Origin of the sequence: Zobellia uliginosa, assembly GCF_900156625.1 — a bacterium.
Taxonomy (GTDB): domain Bacteria; phylum Bacteroidota; class Bacteroidia; order Flavobacteriales; family Flavobacteriaceae; genus Zobellia; species Zobellia uliginosa.
Genome location: NZ_FTOB01000003.1, coordinates 244776 through 261567, shown reverse-complemented (window position 1 = coordinate 261567; position 16792 = coordinate 244776). Strand labels below are relative to the sequence as shown.

Below are 16792 nucleotides of genomic sequence, written 5' to 3'. Positions count from 1 at the left end.
TCTAGTTGACAAGATATCAACCAAGCGTAGCGAGCATCTTTAGGATTCAAGTTTGGGTCTTGAACCTAAAAACGCTCACTACTACGTTCTAGACTATTAGGTTTAACAAAAATTATACGGTTTCAACATACATTTTGTTACGTTGCTCCCGCAATGCCTTGTCGGACATATATTCATCAAACGACAAATATCTGTCAATGTTGCCTTTTGGAGTCAACTCTATAATTCTATCGGCAACCGTCTGTGCAAAATGGTGGTCATGGGTAGTAAACAGAACGGTCCCTTTGAAGTTTTTCAATGAATTGTTAAATGCGGTAATACTCTCTAAATCTAAGTGATTGGTAGGCTCGTCCAACATAAGGACGTTGGCCCTTAGCATCATCATTCGGCTGAGCATACAACGTACTTTTTCACCTCCGGAGAGCACGGTACATTGTTTTAGGGCTTCTTCACCGCTGAAAAGCATTTTCCCCAAGAACCCGCGAATATATACCTCTTCGCGTTCTTCTTCGGTCTTGGCCCACTGACGCAACCAATCTACTAGGCTAATATTTTCGTTAAAAAAACTTGAGTTATCGGCAGGTAAATAAGACTGTGTAGTGGTGACGCCCCATTGGAACGCACCTTTTTCCGCCTTCTTGTTGCCATTGATAATTTCATAGAATGCGGTAGTTGCCCTAGAGTCCCTGGAAATTATGGCCACCTTATCCCCTTTTGCCAAATTTAGGTTCACATTCTCAAAAAGTAGATCACCGTCTTCCGACATAGCGGAAAGCCCCTCTACATTTAATATTTGGTCTCCGGCCTCCCGTTCCCTTTCAAAAATAATGGCCGGGTATCTTCTACTTGAAGGCTTGATATCTTCCACCTTAAGTTTAGATAACATTTTCTTTCTTGAAGTGGCCTGCTTACTTTTTGCAACGTTGGCACTAAAGCGTGCAATAAACTCTTGAAGTTCCTTGGCTTTTTCTTCTGCCTTCTTATTTTGTTGTGCCCTTTGGCGCGCTGCCAATTGGCTACTTTCGTACCAGAACGTATAGTTACCCGAATACAGGTTCAACTTCCCGAAGTCGATATCGGCGATATTGGTACAGACCGAGTCTAAGAAGTGTCTATCGTGAGAAACAACGATTACCGTATTCTCATAATCGGCCAAGAAATTCTCGAGCCAGTTTATAGTTTCATAATCAAGGTCGTTGGTAGGCTCATCCATAATCAAGACATCGGGGTTACCGAAGAGGGCCTGGGCCAAAAGAACCCTTACCTTAAGCTTGGAGTCGATATCGGCCATTGAAGTATAATGCAATTCTTCAGGGATTCCCAAGTTCGATAGAAGTGCCGCTGCATCGCTATCGGCGTTCCATCCGTTCATTTCTTCAAATTGAACTTGCAACTCCCCTATCTTGTCGGCATTTTCATCGGTATAATCCGCATACAGGGCATCGATTTCTTGCTTAATGCGAAAAAGTGGCTTGTTCCCCATTACCACCGACTCCAAAACCGTAAACTCATCATAGGCGTTGTGGTTTTGCTCCAAAATCGACATACGTTTGCCAGGCTCTAAATGTACATGACCCGAGGTAGGGTCTATCTGTCCCGACAAGATTTTAAGGAAGGTAGATTTTCCCGCTCCATTTGCCCCGATTACCCCATAACAGTTGCCTTGGGTAAAGCTTACATTCACTTCATCGAACAAGACCCTTTTTCCGAATTGTACAGATAAATTTGATACCGACAGCATAGATTTCTTTTTAAAATTCGTGCAAAAATACAGAATTTTAATCGCCTAGACCAATAAACTTAAAAAGCATTGGTTTCATCGTTCACATTAACGCAAGGCACTTATTTTTAACTCGCTATTAACAGCAAACTGCCAAAGTGTTGCTTAATTTTGGGTGTTACTCACCAAGTTCTCTCTTATATGAATAGAAATTTACTCTATCTATTTCTTCTCGTTTTAGTTAGTTGTGGTGCCGAGAAAAATTCCTCCAGTATATTTTTTGCAGGTGAAATCGTTAATCCTACGAGCAATTACATTGTATTGCTCAAAGGGGATGTCGTCATAGACTCTGCGGAGTTGGACGAGGATAACAGATTTGCATTTACCCTAGACTCAATTAGCGAAGGCCTCTATCACTTCAATCACGACCCCGAACTACAATACGTATATCTCGAAAAGGGAGATAGCCTTTTGGTGCGATTGAACACTACCGATTTTGACGAATCATTGGTGTTTTCCGGAAGCGGCGAAGCCCTTAACAATTTTCTTCTCGAAGTATTCCTCGCCCATGAGGAAGAAGCTCGGGCGGTACGTTCAATGTACCGTTTGAACCCGATCGATTTTGAAAGAAAGATAGATTCTTTAAAGCAACTTAAATTTGATGTACTGGAAGAGTTGAAAAGCGAAAGCAAGTTCTCGGAAAAAGAGCTGAAGATCGCCAATGCCAGTGTCAACTACAATTACAACACTTATAAAGAGGAGTATCCGTTCAAGCACAAGAAATTTACCGGGGAAAATATTTTTAAAGATCTCCCCCCTAACTTCTACGCCTATAGAAAGGAACTTACCTTTAACGACAAAGATTTAACCTATCTAAGGCCTTACTACAACTTTATGATCAACCATGTGGGCAACTTATCTTTTATGTCCTGCTCACACGCCTGTAGCATAAAAAACAATGTAGTCCGAAATCAGCTCCACTTCAACAAGCACAAACTTCAAATTATCGACAGTCTCGTGGAGGAAAAGGAACTCAAGGACAATCTGTTCAGATATGTTGCCTTTGACTACCTTTTAAAGGTTCATGATTCAGAAGAGAAAAATGACGAGTTCATTTCCGATTTTAGGAAACTGAGCCAGAACAACAGGCATATGGATGAAATTGATGCACTTTATCAAGGCATCAAGAACATTCAGCCTAAAAAACAAATACCGAACGTAGAGGTGACGAGTACCGACGGAAGGGTAGTAACCCTACAAGAAATTGCGGCCCAGAACAAAAAAACCGTTTTCTACTTTTGGTCGGCGACCGATAGAATGCATTTTGAAAGTATCAAAAGAAGGATAGCCCAACTATCGGCAAAAAAACCGAAATACTCATTTGTAGGTATAAACATAAAAACTGACGAGAGCAACTGGAAAGGCATCTTGGAGACCTCGGGGCTTGACCAATCCAAACAATACCGCTCGTCGGATTTTGAAGAACTCACGAAATCGTTGATCGTATACCCGCTCAACAAATGCATCATTACCGACGACAAGGTCATTGTTGATGCCTTTGCCAACGTTTACACTTCCTTCTAATACAAGCTTTACCCCATAAAAAAAGAGGAATACCCGTTCGGTATTCCTCTTTTTATTTCAATCGTTTTAAACGAAGGCTCGACCCTAGTTTCCTTTGTTGTAGTCCGCTAAGAATTTCTCTAGACCACTATCTGTCAATGGGTGTTTTAAAAGACCTGTAATCGAAGATAATCCACTTGTCATCACATCCGCTCCAACCTTTGCACAATCAATCACGTGCATGGTATGACGGATAGAAGCCGCCAAAATTTGGGTTTCAAAGGCATAGTTATCGTATATATGTCTTATTTCCGCTATAAGGTTAAGCCCATCGGTAGAAATGTCGTCCAACCTTCCGATAAATGGAGAAACGTAAGTTGCCCCCGCTTTAGCGGCCAACAAAGCCTGTCCTGCAGAGAATACCAACGTACAGTTCGTCTTGATACCTTTATCGGAAAAATACTTTAATGCCTTAACACCGTCTTTTATCATTGGTATTTTTACTACGATCTGATCATGTAGTTCAGCCAATTCTTCACCTTCTTTGACCATCTCGTCAAAAGTTGTGGCTATAACCTCTGCAGATACATCCCCATCAACGATATTGCAGATGTCTACATAGTGTTTTAATATATTATTTCTTCCTGTAATGCCTTCTTTGGCCATTAACGACGGGTTGGTAGTTACACCATCAAGAACACCGAGTTCTTGCGCTTCCCGTATCTGATCCAAATTGGCCGTGTCTATAAAAAATTTCATCTGCTGGAGTTTATTAGGTTTAAAAAATTCAATCTAACGTTTTACTTTTCGGAAGCTTTTCTTCCGAGCCACGAAATTACAACTTATAATGGTTTAGCAAGAGTTTCTCGTATACTTTATCTGGCAACAAGCTCTTTAAGACCACTGAAAATTTCTGCAGTGGCGACCCTACTTTATAATGCACCCTAGGTTTGGAGTTTTCCACAATTTCATAGACCTGCTTGGCTACGGCTATCGGATCGCCCCCATTTGACACATCATCGTTCATCATTTTCAGGGTATTACCGTATGGCTCCTTATAAGGAGAGTCTTCCAAAAGTGGGGAATGGTAGCGGCCTGCCGCAATATTCGTAGCAAAATCACCAGGGGCCAAGGTTGTTATCTTAATACCAAAGGCCTTGGTCTCCATCCGAAGGGCTTCCGTAAGCATTGAAAGTGCCGCTTTGGTAGCGGAATACACACCTCTATAAGGTAAACCCATATAACCGGCTATAGACGTAATATTTATAATCGTCCCCCCTTTTTGTCTGCGCATTTGGGGCAATACGGCCTGCACCATACGAAGAGGGCCGTAAACATTGGTATCAAAAGCTTTTTGAACTTCCTCGGTGGGGGTTTCTTCCAAGGGTCCCGTAATTCCCACCCCGGCATTGTTGACCAATACGTCAAGTCTATTCTCTTTTGAGGTGACATGGTCTACCGCCGCTACAATACTATTTTGGTCGGACACGTCAAGTTCGAGCAGGTCAAACACTTCAAAATTTTTATGCTTGGCTAAATTTCTTGTGGTTCCGTAAACTTTGAACCCTTTTGATTTGAGGTATACCCCTATAGACTTTCCTATACCTGAAGAACCTCCTGTTATCAATACTACTTTTTGCTCCATAATGGATGCAAAATAACAAATAATAATAGTGTGAAGGAAACTAAATCTGTGGAAAGAATCTGAAGGTATAACTGCCAAATCCGCTAATTCTACCTTGAATTTAGGGCATAAAAAAACGGCAAGCTACCTACATCGCACCGCTACGACCGTATACCCTTGCTGCGTTCCCACCCTGGGGGATTCTACAGGAGCTGGTCGTGTAGGACTTGCCGACTGCAAATATACAACCTTTTGTTTCTTTCGCAATCGTTTTACATTCTAATTTTAATTTCTACATTTTGCTCTGAGTTCGCTATTTTTGTTCCCTGAATTTCACACATATACAGGAACACAATCTAATTCAACACACCATGACGAGTCTAAAGTTTTTTCCCCTTTGCCTGTTTTTAATGCTTTTTATGGCCTGCGGAGGCGAAAAATCCCCTGCTTCGCTTTTTGAAATACAGCTTGACGGAAACAGCAAAAGCTTTCAACAGAACCAACGCGTAGCCGTTGCCATCAACAACAAAAAAAACAAAACCATAGATAAAGTAAGCTATTCCATAGACGGCAAAGAATTGCCCATAAACGATGGCAAGATCGCCCTTACCATGCCCCATTTGGGCGACAAGACCCTAAAAGCGGTTATCTCCTACGAAGACACCTCTGTTGAGATTACCAAAAATTTTAAACTTTTGGCCGCCAAGTCGCCCGAAATATACACCTATGAAATTATTGCCGAATACCCCCACGACAACAAGGCGTATACCCAAGGGCTTGAATTTCACAACGACACCCTTTATGAAAGTACCGGTAAAAAAGGAAGGTCATCGCTACGCAAGGTAGACTTTAAAACGGGCGAAGTCTTGCAACAAGTAGACCTAGACCAAACTTACTTTGGCGAAGGCATAACCATTCTAAACGATAAAATCTACATGCTTACCTGGCGTAGTGGTGTGGGCTTTATCTACGACCTAAAGACTTTTGACAAACTCGACAATTTTCAATTCGGACAAAGCAAAGAAGGTTGGGGATTAACGAACGACGGTAAAAAACTATATAAAAGTGATGGAACCGAAAAAATTTGGTTCTTGAACCCTCAGACCCTTGCCGAAGAAGGCCATATCGAAACCGTTACCAACAAATCTATAAACGACAGTGCCAATGAACTGGAATATGTAGATGGTAAAATATACGCCAATGTATACCAAAAACCCAGTGTAATGATCATCGACGCCACCAGTGGGGCTATCGAGGGAGTTATCAATTTTGGGGGACTGAGCAGCAAGGTAAGCCACCATTCCACTTGGAGCGATACCGACAATGTGCTTAACGGTATCGCCTATCACCCGGAGAGAAAAACATTTTTTGTTACCGGAAAAGAATGGGACAAGATGTTCGAGGTGAAAATCCAAAAGAAATAAATGCAGCGTTACCGAAAGACCATAACCGTACAAAAAGACGACCTCGACGAACTCAATCACGTCAACAACGTACGCTACGTACAGTGGATGCAAGATATTTCCAAAGAGCACTGGATGACCGTTGCGCCCGAAGAAATGCGAAGAGGAATCATATGGGTGGTCATGACACACCATATCACCTATAAGAATGCCGCAGTATTGGGCGATGTCATTGAAATGGAAACCTACATCCAAAAAAGTAGGGGGGCCATTTCCGTTCGAATCGTAGAAATGCACAATAAGAAAACCGGAGAGCTGTTATTAAAGTCAAGTACCGAATGGTGCCTTTTAAATGCCGACACCCTAAAACCGGCACGGATATCAAAGAAAATAAAAGAAGTCTTTTCCCCTGAACCAAACTAAAACCAACGATTTCATATTCTAACGGCTTCTTTTTGTACCGCCTTAAATGCATTACCTTATAACCATGGGAAGACATTCGATTATCATAGCATTGCTGATTCTCTTTGTTTCTTTCGCCTCGTGCCGGAAAGATTTTGAGTACACCAGCAGCACGGGTAATCTTGGGTTTTCAAAGGATACCGTATTTCTCGACACCGTTTTTGCCAATATTGGGAGTAGCACTTATAGCTTAAAGGTATACAACCGCAGTAAGGAAGATATCTCCATTCCGTTTATCGGACTGGAACAAGGCGATGCCAGTTTCTACAGGCTTAATGTCGATGGTGTGGCCGGAAAGGCCTTTAGCGATATTCCCCTTTTGGCCAAAGACAGCCTCTATGTGTTTATCGAAACCACCGCCAAAATCGAGGAAAAGAATACCGGCCAACTGCTCTATACCGACATACTTCAATTTGGAAAAAACGACCAGGCCCAAAAAATTCCTTTGGTCACCCTTGTTCAAGATGCCGTTTTCCTATTTCCCCGTAGCCTTTCCGACGGAAGCAGCGAAACCGTGCCCATTGGTTATGATGCGGAAGGAACGGAAATACGCGCCCCTGGCTTTGAACTTCAAAACGACCAGTTGAACTTCACCAACGAAAAGCCTTATGTCATCTACGGCTTTGCCTCCGTTCCGAAAGACCAACAACTTAGTATCGATGCCGGTGCAAGAGTACACTTTCATCAGAATTCAGGCTTGGTTATACCCGCGGAAGCTTCATTGGCTATTAATGGCTCCCTAAGTTCCGATCTGGAAAACCTGGAAAATGAAGTGATTTTTGAAGGCGATCGCCTAGAACCTGAATATTCAAATGTAAGCGGACAATGGTCGGGCATACGCATCACCAAGGGCAGTAACAACAATACCATAAAGTACCTTACCCTTAAAAACGCGACCATAGGCATTTTTGTGGAAGGAAAACCAGCGCTCCCCTCACCCACCCTAGATATACAGAATACCCAAATCTACAACAGCCTACAGGTGAATCTCTGGGGAAAGACGGCCACTATAAACGGCAAAAACCTGGTTTTGGGCAGTGCAGGAAATAGTTCTCTCTATTGTAGTTTAGGAGGAAGCTACACCTTTATTCACACCACTATAGCAAATTACTGGACGAAAGGATTCAGAAACAGTGCCGCCTTGACTATCAACAATTATGAACTTGATGCGGAAGGGAATACCACGGGAAAGGATCTTTTTAAAGCGGATTTTGAAAACTGCATCATAGCTGGCAACGGGAATTTTGAACTTTCGCTCGACAAAAACGACTCATACACCTATAATTATTACTTCAACAGCTGCCTTTTCAACGGTAATGAAGACCAAATTCCGACCAAGAACAAAGAGCTTTACGATTTTAAGAATGCTGAAACATACCGAAACACGGTATGGACCCAAGCCATCCTTTTTGAAAATGCGGGAAACAACGATTTCCAACTAGGACCTAACGCTCCAGCATTGGACAAAGGTGACAAAACAACGGCCCTTTCAATACCTACGGATATTTTAGGGGCTGACCGCACAGCCACTCCCGATATCGGGGCTTACGAATACACGGCACAATAAACCTAACTACCTCATATAGATAGCGTTTAACCAATAAATCGGCAACACCTGTCGATAAGAAAAAAGAACGTAGGCCTTCGTATGTCAAAGCTCCTTTTCAACCGCACCGAAAGAAACAACACATTGGTTATCAGCAATTAAAAATTATTCAACCTACAATTAACCAAAAACAACCTACAAATTGAAGGTTTTTTCCTTCAAATATATTCAATACCAAGTATTTACGAATAAAAACCCCAATTATTATGGGGGATATCTTTAGCTCCATGTGACCTACCATGAGTAATTTGCACTAAAATTACGCGACTTGGACTATACTTATGCCATAATAGATTCTGATGCCACTTCAAACTTGCAACTACAGCATTATTTGGAGGACTATGGTGATTTCACCTGTGCAGCATTGGCGCAAAATAGTGTAGAAGGTACAAACGTAATTTTAAAATACTCCCCCGACATCGTTTTCATCAATCTTAATGATACTGCTTCCGAATCGTTTCATATGGTTATGGAACTTCATCAGTACATGAACCAGCTTCCCCTTATAATAGGTATCTCAAAAAGCAAGGAACACGCTTACGACGCCATTAAAAATGGTTTCTTCGATTACTGGATACTTCCCTATAACGAATTTGACATTAGAAAATCCTTATTACGCCTTAAGAAGCAGATGCCGGCCAAGACAGAACCCCAAACACTCTGTCTTAAGTCTTATCGCGATTTTCAATATATCAATACCGACGACATTCTTTACTTACAGGCCGACAACAATTCCACGGAGTTCGTCATGAAGGACGGAACAATAAACAATGCCTACAAAACGTTAAAGACCTTTGAAAATCAACTACCTAAAAACTTTGTCAGAATCCATCAGAGTTTTATAGTAAACACCAATTTTATTTCGCGTATCAGCTATGGTAAATCTTATTGCACATTAAAACATAACAAGAAACAGCTGCCCTTCTCAAAATCTTACCGCGAAAACATAGATATCTTGAAGAAATTGTTGTCAAAAAACACCATTCCTACCCTTAATTGATCAAATCCTCTTAAAACAGCTTCATTTACTCGTAGAAACCCTTCATTGACTACAACAATTTAAAACCCGATCATTTTAACCATAAACCACACTAGTTTAGCTGTATAGAAAAAAGATAACCCCCTAAAACTAGATTTATTATGAAAAAAGTAGCAAGTATTTTCGCAGTATTAGTAATGAGCGTTGGATTATTCACTTCATGTGAATCAGAAACAAAAGTTGACGAAACAGACGCCCTTTATGACTTGCATATCGATGCATCTACAGATGGTGACGACGTTGAGACAGACAGACGTGGTTCTTAGTATAAAATCAGAATAGATTATATTAGCCTTAAATTAAGTTTTAAGGCTTTTTTTTTAACCTGAATTTACCATTCGCATGCTGTCTATCAAACACAGTCCGCTTAAACATATTAAATCCCTGGCTTTTAGCCTGTTGACACTCCTATTCCTTGCCTGTAACAAGAATAAGAACCCCGCGGACGGCATCGATATTTCCATGCAGGCCGATTCCATAGATGCCCTGATCGACAACTCGACAAATTCAGAATTTTCCCAAACAGAACAAAAAACTTTTCTCGATAAAGCAAAAAAAAGAGCCTCACAGATAAAGAACGACTCCCTTAAGATCAAGCTCTACTCGAGAATATCACTTCGCTATTTAGAACTTCTCGATTCTACCAACTTTATAAATACCAACCAAAAGACCCTTGACCTGGCCAAAGCGTTAAACGACAGTCTCAAACTAGCCGAAGCACATTGGGACCTAGCCCATTTCTACAGAAAAAAAGCCAAAGCCGACAATGCATACCACCATTTTCTGGAAGCCCAAAAACTCTATGATGCGCTTCACATGGATTATGAATCGGCGCGAATGCTTTACAATATGGCCGTTACCCAAGCCGATATAAAAGATTATACCGGTAGTGAGATCAACACGATAAAAGCCATTGAAATCTTGAAGCCGATGAAAAAATACAAACGGCTTTACAACTGCTACAACAACCTAGGTTCCGTCACCAAAGAACTGAAAGATTATGACAGGGCCATAGACTATTACAATACGGCCTTCGCCTACCAAAAACTAATAGAAGAGAACAACAACTACGATCTTAGCGTAAAAAACAATATCGGTGTAGTCTATCTTGAGCAAGGGAATTACGAAAAAGCCATACCCTTTTTTCAAGAAGTTTTAAAAAGCCCGACCCTCCTTGACGACAGGCCTACCCTATATGCCATAGCCCTCAATAATTTGGCCTATTGCAAGTTTAAAACCGACCCTAACACCAAGGTTTTACAAGACTTCGAAACGGTCATCCATCTACAAGACAGTATAGGGGCCATTCAAGATGTTTCACGCAGTCATTACTATTTTGCAGAGTACTATCTCAAACTTAAAGATACGGTCAAAGCGGTATCACAGGCCAAAAAGGCCCTTGGCTACTCCCAGATCGCACACAGCAATGATCGCTTCTTAAAAAGCCTACAATTACTGGCAAAATTAGAACCTCAAAAAGCAAGCTATTATAACCAAAAGTACATTTCATTAAACGATAGCCTACAACAGGTAGAGCGCCTTGCCCGAAATAAATTTGCCCGTATACGCTTTGAAACCGACGAATTTATTGCTGAAAACCAATTACTTGCCCGCCAAAAACAACTATGGACAGGTGTTGCGGTTTCCATTCTTTTACTAGGACTTATGTCATATATTATTTTAGTTCAAAGGGTAAAAAACCAAAAACTAAGATTCCAACAAGAACAGCAAGCGGCCAACCAAGAAATTTTCAATTTAATGCTTGCCCAGAAACAAAAACTGGAAGAAGGTAAAAAGATTGAACAAAAACGTATTTCCGAAGAACTCCACGATGGCGTTTTAGGCAAAATGCTTGGAGCCCGAATGGTACTTACCGGACTCAACAAAAAGAACGACGAACATGCCACCACGGAACGAAAAAGAGCCATTGATGCCTTACAGGATGTAGAGAAAGAGATTCGCGCCATATCCCACGAACTTAATCACGCAGCCTACCTGAACATCCCTAATTTTATCCATTCCCTACAAGACTTATTGAAAACCGTTCAAAAGACAGGAAAATTCGAATACAAGTTTATCTACAACGAATCATTTGACTGGGACAGCCTAGCGGGCAATATAAAAATCAACGTTTACCGAATGATTCAAGAAAGTTTACAAAATTCTGTTAAACATGCCCAATGTAAAAATGTAATTGTAGAACTTAGTAGAACGGAAGACGGATTCAAAGTGAGTATCGAGGACGACGGAAAAGGTTTTAAAACCAACTCGAGAAAAAAGGGAATCGGTCTTCGAAATATTGCATCGAGAATAGAAAAGATTAAAGGAACATATCACATCAAAAGCGCCCCGGGCAAAGGTACGACGGTACTTTTAGAAGTTCCTTTACCGAACAGCCCCAAAAGCAAACCACAGGAAAAAGCAACAACCCCATCGCTTTAGATTAGAATTGACCCAGAAATACCATGAGTGATTTAATTAGAGTACTTGCCGTAGATGACCATGAAATGATTGCCTTAGGTTACAAATACACCATTGAAGGTTGTGAATTTGACGCCTACAATGTTGTTGTGAACATTGCCCCCAGTTACGAAGAGGGCAAGGCCGAAATAGAAAGTTCCGCCTCGCGCATGCCCTACGATATTATCTTATTGGATATTCAAATGTTCCCGGAGAGCGCCAAGGAAGAAAGGGGCGGTATCGATTTAGGACTCCTTGCCAAAAAGATATCACCGACCTCAAAGGTCGTATTCCTATCCTCCTTTAGCGATAGTTATCACATCAACAACGTTTTAAAAACGGTCAACCCCGACGGCTACATGGTAAAGTCGGAAGTAGATGAGAAAACCCTACAGGATATGGTAAAAACGGTTATCGAAAAACCTCCCTATTACACCGCCGCCGCCCTGCAAGCCATACGTCGCAAAATGGCCAACGAAGATCAAATTGACGAACGTGACAAAAAAATATTGTATCAATTATCTATTGGAACAAAGACCAAGGACATCTCTTCATTAGTGGCTGCCTCCAGTACCACCGTTGAAAACAGAAAAAGACAGTTGAAAATCATTTTCAACGTTGAAAACGGCAATGACTTTGCCCTTATTGAAGAAGCGCGAAAACGCGGGTTCATTTAATGACATTCCCCAAAAACATTGACCCCGTTTCGTAGGAATAATCCGAGTGCAATATCTAACCTTAATGATTTTGAAAAATCCCCCAGTTTTTATGGGGTTTTTCTTTATATGCCAATCTTCACTGAAAACTATCTTTGTTTTTGAAGTTGAAGAACCCCGCGCATATGCCACTATATTTAGATAGTTTTAGGAATGACCATTCCAACGGTTATACTCCCAATTCACGAATTGAGGGGATGGAATCTTTTGTAAATAGCTTGGAGAAACTCTTCTTTGCCGAGGCTACAATTCTAAACTGTACCGACAGAAATCTTAAGACGAGTTTGGCTATAGAACTCAATTGCAACATCTCCTTGGCCGAAATGTTATTTCATTTCAATATGAGGTACATGGGGAAGTTTCAAACCAAGCAAAACCTCGTTTATCAAATTGATAAATGAACTTATTACCAAAAGCGGAACTCAGGTAGACATAGAAGAATTTACTTTTTTCTTAAATGACACGGCCATAGTCATAAACAAAATTTACGACAATAGCATCCCCGAGCAACTAAACGATGTTATAGCGGCCATCTGTAAACATTACGTTCATTTCAGCAAGGGACTAACCGAAATACCTTACGAAATCTACGTTCCCGTTTTCGAGGAAAAACACAATGAACAGAACGATATTCTAATTATGAATATTGAAACGGACAACAATACAAAGAAAGACTATTTCAAGTATTGGGGACTTTATTTTGATTCAGAAGATGATGCGGTCATCTACGATTTAAAAAGCACTACCATAGAAAACGGAGACCTATTCATGCTCAACCATTAAGTAAGAACAAGTCTTTTCCATATACAACAATATATATAATCACCCATTCCCCACAATAATCAATTCCCCCATAGCTACATAATTTAATTACGTAGATGGGGGATGGGATTATATAGATTTTTTTATTCTAGAAAATTAACCCGCCAAACTAAGCGTTAAAAAGCTCCCTACCGTTCATCAAGGCATTTACCTTTTTCTTAACGGCGGCTATTTTGGCATCATCTTCGGCGTTGGTCAATACTTCATCTACCAAATCAACGATGGTAGCCATATCGGCTTCTTTCAACCCTCTTGTTGTAATCGCTGCCGTACCAAATCGGATACCCGATGTTACAAACGGTGATTTATCATCGAAAGGAACCATGTTTTTATTGGCGGTAATATCGGCCTTCACCAATACTTTTTCAGCATCCTTACCTGTAATATCCTTATTTCTGAGGTCGATAAGCATCATGTGGTTATCGGTACCCCCCGAAATAATATTGTAACCTTTAGCAACGAAAGCGGCGGCCATTGCAGCAGCGTTTTTCTTTACTTGAATCATATACTGCAAAAACTCGTCTGAAAGTGCCTCGCCAAAAGCAATAGCTTTAGCAGCTATAATATGCTCCAACGGACCTCCTTGATTTCCTGGAAAAACCGCCAAGTCCAAAAGAGCCGACATCTTTCTAAGACTACCGTTCTTCAATTTAATACCGAAAGGATTGTCAAAATCTTCCCCCATCAAAATAAGACCGCCCCTTGGGCCCCTTAAGGTTTTGTGGGTCGTTGTCGTAACGATATGACAGTGTGGAATAGGGTCACTCAATATGCCCTTGGCTATAAGACCCGCAGGGTGGGAAATATCAGCCAACAATAAAGCGCCTACACTGTCGGCTATTTCCCTGAATCTTTTAAAATCCATATCACGGGAATAGGCAGAAGCCCCGGCAATAATCATTTTCGGTTTTTCCCTTGTTGCTATTTCTTGAATAACATCGTAATCAAGGGTTCCGGTTTCCTTATCGACCCCGTAAAACACAGGATTGTACAATCTTCCTGAAAAATTCACCGGAGAACCATGGGTCAAATGTCCACCGTGGGATAGATCAAAGCCTAAGATTGTGTCGCCAGGCTTCAAGCAGGCATGGTAAACCGATGCGTTCGCCTGTGAACCCGAATGGGGCTGAACATTTGCATACGCGGCCCCAAATAATTCTTTGGCCCTGTCGATAGCAAGTTGCTCTATTTGATCAACTACTTCACACCCACCATAATAACGTTTTCCGGGGTAACCCTCGGCGTATTTATTGGTAAGCACAGATCCAGCGGCCTCCATAACTTGAGGGCTGGTAAAATTCTCAGAGGCTATCAACTCAATACCATTTATTTGGCGTTCTTTTTCCTCTGCTATAAGTTCAAAAATCCGATTGTCGCGTTGCATAAGCAAATATTCTGTTAAATGAGATGCAAAAGTACGAATTGACTCTTGTTAAAACTCATAAAATAATATATTTGATCAAGAATTTATTAAATATAAATTAACAAAATCGCTATGCCTATACATGCTAACGACCCATCAAGACAAACCTGGCTTCCAGTGCCCGAACATTCCGATTTCCCTATTCAGAACATACCGTTCGGGGTCTTTCTAACGCGAGACGATATCATTACCATAGGTACCCGAATAGGTGACCACGCCATAGATTTAGGCGCTTTGCACCAACTCGGATATTTTGAGAACATCCCCTTGACCGACGATATTTTTCTACAGGACACCCTGAACGATTTTATATCCGACGGACAGAAAACATGGCGTTTAGTAAGGAACCGCATCAGTGAAATATTCGATATCAACAATGAAACCCTAAAGAACAATGAAGCACATAAAAAAATCGTCTTGTTCTCCATGGACGAGATTGAGATGCAGTTACCTGTACAGGTAGGGGATTATACCGATTTCTATTCAAGCAAGGAGCACGCCACCAATGTAGGCACCATGTTCCGCGACCCAGATAATGCCCTAATGCCGAATTGGCTACACATACCCGTAGGTTACCACGGAAGAAGCTCGACCATTGTACCGAGCGGAACACCAATTCGAAGGCCACAGGGACAAACCCTCCCCAAAGGGGAAGAAACCCCTGTATTCGGGCCTTCGCGCCTCGTAGATTTCGAACTGGAAATGGCCTTTATTACCACCGATACCAACGCCTTGGGCGAACCCGTTTCCGTAGATGAGGCCGAGGAATATATTTTCGGGATGGTTCTCTTTAATGATTGGAGTGCACGTGACATCCAAAAATGGGAATACGTGCCCCTAGGCCCATTTCTATCGAAAAATTTCGCATCATCGATATCACCGTGGATCGTTACCTTAGACGCGCTTCAACCCTTTCGCGTTGAAAGTCCGAAACAAAACCCGGAGCCACTCCCCTATTTACAGCAAAAAGAAAGATATAGTTATGATATCAACTTGGAAGTAGGTATCGCCACCGAAGATGGTAGCGAAACCACCATTTCCAATTCGAACTTTAAATACATGTATTGGACAATGGCCCAACAATTGGCCCACCATACCATAAACGGATGCAAAGTGAACAGTGGCGACATGATGGGCAGCGGAACCATATCGGGACCGACTCCCGACTCATACGGATCCATGCTCGAACTATCATGGCAAGGTAGCAGACCCGTAAAGCTCAACGACGGTTCTGAGCGTAAGTTCATTCAAGACAACGACACCGTTATAATGAGGGGGCATTGCTCCAACAATAAAGTACGTATAGGATTTGGAGAGGTCAGGACCAAACTTTTACCTCCGTTCGAAACCAAAAAGAAAGGCTAAAAACAGTAGTCTCATCTAAAAAATGCCTTTAGGCCAATTCACTATATGAACTTGGTTTAAAGGTATTTTTCTAAATCGATGTCATTGATCGACCCATGCGAATCATGGGCTACAACGGCCCCGTTCTTTATCACCAACAGTTGTGGGGATTGGTGCATCACCTGAAACTTATAGCCCGTTTCATCCGAAACTTGACGGTGACGATGCAGGTCTAAAAAGTAAAAATCCATTTGGCCGTCTTCCAATGCGTAGCTTTTGGTAAACATGTTCAAGACCATGCGGCTAATTCCGCAAGTGGTTGAATGCTTGAATATCACCTGTGGCCTTCTCAAGGATTTCTGCTCGATCTCACTCAATTGATCCACCGAACTAAGGGGAACCCAGGGGATTTTTCTTTCTTCCTTCTTTTCACCTTCATTTTTACTTCCAAATATCGAATTAAAGAGACCCATTTCGTATTTTTATATGGTAAGTCTTAGCATTGACCGAAAACTTACAACTGTCTAAATGTCCTGTATTTTCGAGTAAAACAAGACATTTTGTCCGCTACTCGGTATTGGTAGGATTGTTGACCTATCAACCTCAAAAA

At 41.5% G+C, this 16792-nt stretch carries 16 protein-coding genes and 1 other RNA gene; 11 read left to right on the top strand and 6 right to left on the bottom strand.

What is annotated here, in order from left to right; all coding sequences use genetic code 11:
• Nucleotides 1–112 precede the first annotated feature (112 nt).
• On the bottom strand, nucleotides 113–1741 hold the full coding sequence (locus BW980_RS09700) for an ABC-F family ATP-binding cassette domain-containing protein (RefSeq protein WP_076455035.1): 1629 nt from the start codon (nucleotides 1739–1741) through the stop codon (nucleotides 113–115).
• 180 nt (nucleotides 1742–1921) lie between these two features.
• On the opposite strand from BW980_RS09700, the gene BW980_RS09695 reads away from it, so the two are divergent.
• Nucleotides 1922–3304 (top strand): TlpA family protein disulfide reductase, encoded by a 1383-nt coding sequence (locus BW980_RS09695; protein WP_076455034.1) that lies wholly within the window; start codon nucleotides 1922–1924, stop codon nucleotides 3302–3304.
• A gap of 84 nt (nucleotides 3305–3388) precedes the next feature.
• On the opposite strand, the gene fsa is transcribed toward BW980_RS09695, so the two are convergent.
• From fsa to ffs, 3 genes are all read right to left on the bottom strand, one after another.
• Nucleotides 3389–4042 (bottom strand): fructose-6-phosphate aldolase, encoded by a 654-nt coding sequence (gene fsa, locus BW980_RS09690; RefSeq protein ID WP_013996054.1) that lies wholly within the window; start codon nucleotides 4040–4042, stop codon nucleotides 3389–3391.
• Between the two features lie 76 nt (nucleotides 4043–4118).
• Nucleotides 4119–4928, bottom strand: coding sequence for an SDR family oxidoreductase (locus BW980_RS09685; RefSeq protein WP_076455033.1), 810 nt, complete (start codon nucleotides 4926–4928; stop codon nucleotides 4119–4121).
• 113 nt (nucleotides 4929–5041) lie between these two features.
• Nucleotides 5042–5140: signal recognition particle sRNA small type (ffs, locus tag BW980_RS09680), an RNA gene on the bottom strand.
• 138 nt (nucleotides 5141–5278) lie between these two features.
• On the opposite strand from ffs, the gene BW980_RS09675 reads away from it, so the two are divergent.
• From BW980_RS09675 to BW980_RS09640, 9 genes are all read left to right on the top strand, one after another.
• Entirely contained in the window at nucleotides 5279–6331 is a 1053-nt protein-coding gene (locus tag BW980_RS09675) for a glutaminyl-peptide cyclotransferase (RefSeq protein WP_076455032.1), read from the top strand.
• Nucleotides 6332–6733: an acyl-CoA thioesterase gene (locus BW980_RS09670; protein WP_076455031.1), complete on the top strand. Its 402-nt coding sequence runs from the start codon at nucleotides 6332–6334 to the stop codon at nucleotides 6731–6733.
• 46 nt (nucleotides 6734–6779) lie between these two features.
• Nucleotides 6780–8339, top strand: a complete 1560-nt coding sequence (locus tag BW980_RS09665) for a choice-of-anchor Q domain-containing protein (RefSeq protein ID WP_245800022.1) — start codon at nucleotides 6780–6782, stop codon at nucleotides 8337–8339.
• A gap of 307 nt (nucleotides 8340–8646) precedes the next feature.
• Nucleotides 8647–9378: a LytR/AlgR family response regulator transcription factor gene (locus BW980_RS09660; RefSeq protein ID WP_076455030.1), complete on the top strand. Its 732-nt coding sequence runs from the start codon at nucleotides 8647–8649 to the stop codon at nucleotides 9376–9378.
• 140 nt (nucleotides 9379–9518) lie between these two features.
• Nucleotides 9519–9683 (top strand): hypothetical protein, encoded by a 165-nt coding sequence (locus BW980_RS22565; protein WP_175609875.1) that lies wholly within the window; start codon nucleotides 9519–9521, stop codon nucleotides 9681–9683.
• 76 nt (nucleotides 9684–9759) lie between these two features.
• Nucleotides 9760–11859 carry a tetratricopeptide repeat-containing sensor histidine kinase gene (locus BW980_RS09655; RefSeq protein ID WP_076455029.1) on the top strand — a complete coding sequence of 700 codons (2100 nt, stop codon included), beginning with the start codon at nucleotides 9760–9762 and terminating at the stop codon, nucleotides 11857–11859.
• A 23-nt stretch (nucleotides 11860–11882) separates the two neighbouring features.
• Nucleotides 11883–12554 (top strand): response regulator, encoded by a 672-nt coding sequence (locus BW980_RS09650; protein ID WP_013996062.1) that lies wholly within the window; start codon nucleotides 11883–11885, stop codon nucleotides 12552–12554.
• 164 nt (nucleotides 12555–12718) lie between these two features.
• Nucleotides 12719–12994, top strand: a complete 276-nt coding sequence (locus tag BW980_RS09645) for a hypothetical protein (protein ID WP_076455028.1) — start codon at nucleotides 12719–12721, stop codon at nucleotides 12992–12994.
• Nucleotides 12984–13376, top strand: coding sequence for a hypothetical protein (locus tag BW980_RS09640; RefSeq protein ID WP_076455027.1), 393 nt, complete (start codon nucleotides 12984–12986; stop codon nucleotides 13374–13376). Before BW980_RS09645 ends, BW980_RS09640 begins: the two co-directional genes overlap by 11 nt.
• A gap of 148 nt (nucleotides 13377–13524) precedes the next feature.
• Here BW980_RS09640 and glyA read toward each other — a convergent pair whose 3' ends face one another.
• Entirely contained in the window at nucleotides 13525–14799 is a 1275-nt protein-coding gene (glyA, locus tag BW980_RS09635; RefSeq protein WP_076455026.1) for a serine hydroxymethyltransferase, read from the bottom strand.
• Nucleotides 14800–14910: 111 nt separating this feature from the next.
• On the opposite strand from glyA, the gene fahA reads away from it, so the two are divergent.
• The gene (gene fahA / locus BW980_RS09630; RefSeq protein WP_076455025.1) at nucleotides 14911–16203 is read left to right on the top strand and encodes a fumarylacetoacetase; all 1293 of its coding nucleotides are present in this window, start codon (nucleotides 14911–14913) and stop codon (nucleotides 16201–16203) included.
• 56 nt (nucleotides 16204–16259) lie between these two features.
• On the opposite strand, the gene ytxJ is transcribed toward fahA, so the two are convergent.
• The gene (gene ytxJ, locus BW980_RS09625; RefSeq protein WP_076455024.1) at nucleotides 16260–16655 is read right to left on the bottom strand and encodes a bacillithiol system redox-active protein YtxJ; all 396 of its coding nucleotides are present in this window, start codon (nucleotides 16653–16655) and stop codon (nucleotides 16260–16262) included.
• Nucleotides 16656–16792: the final 137 nt, after the last annotated feature.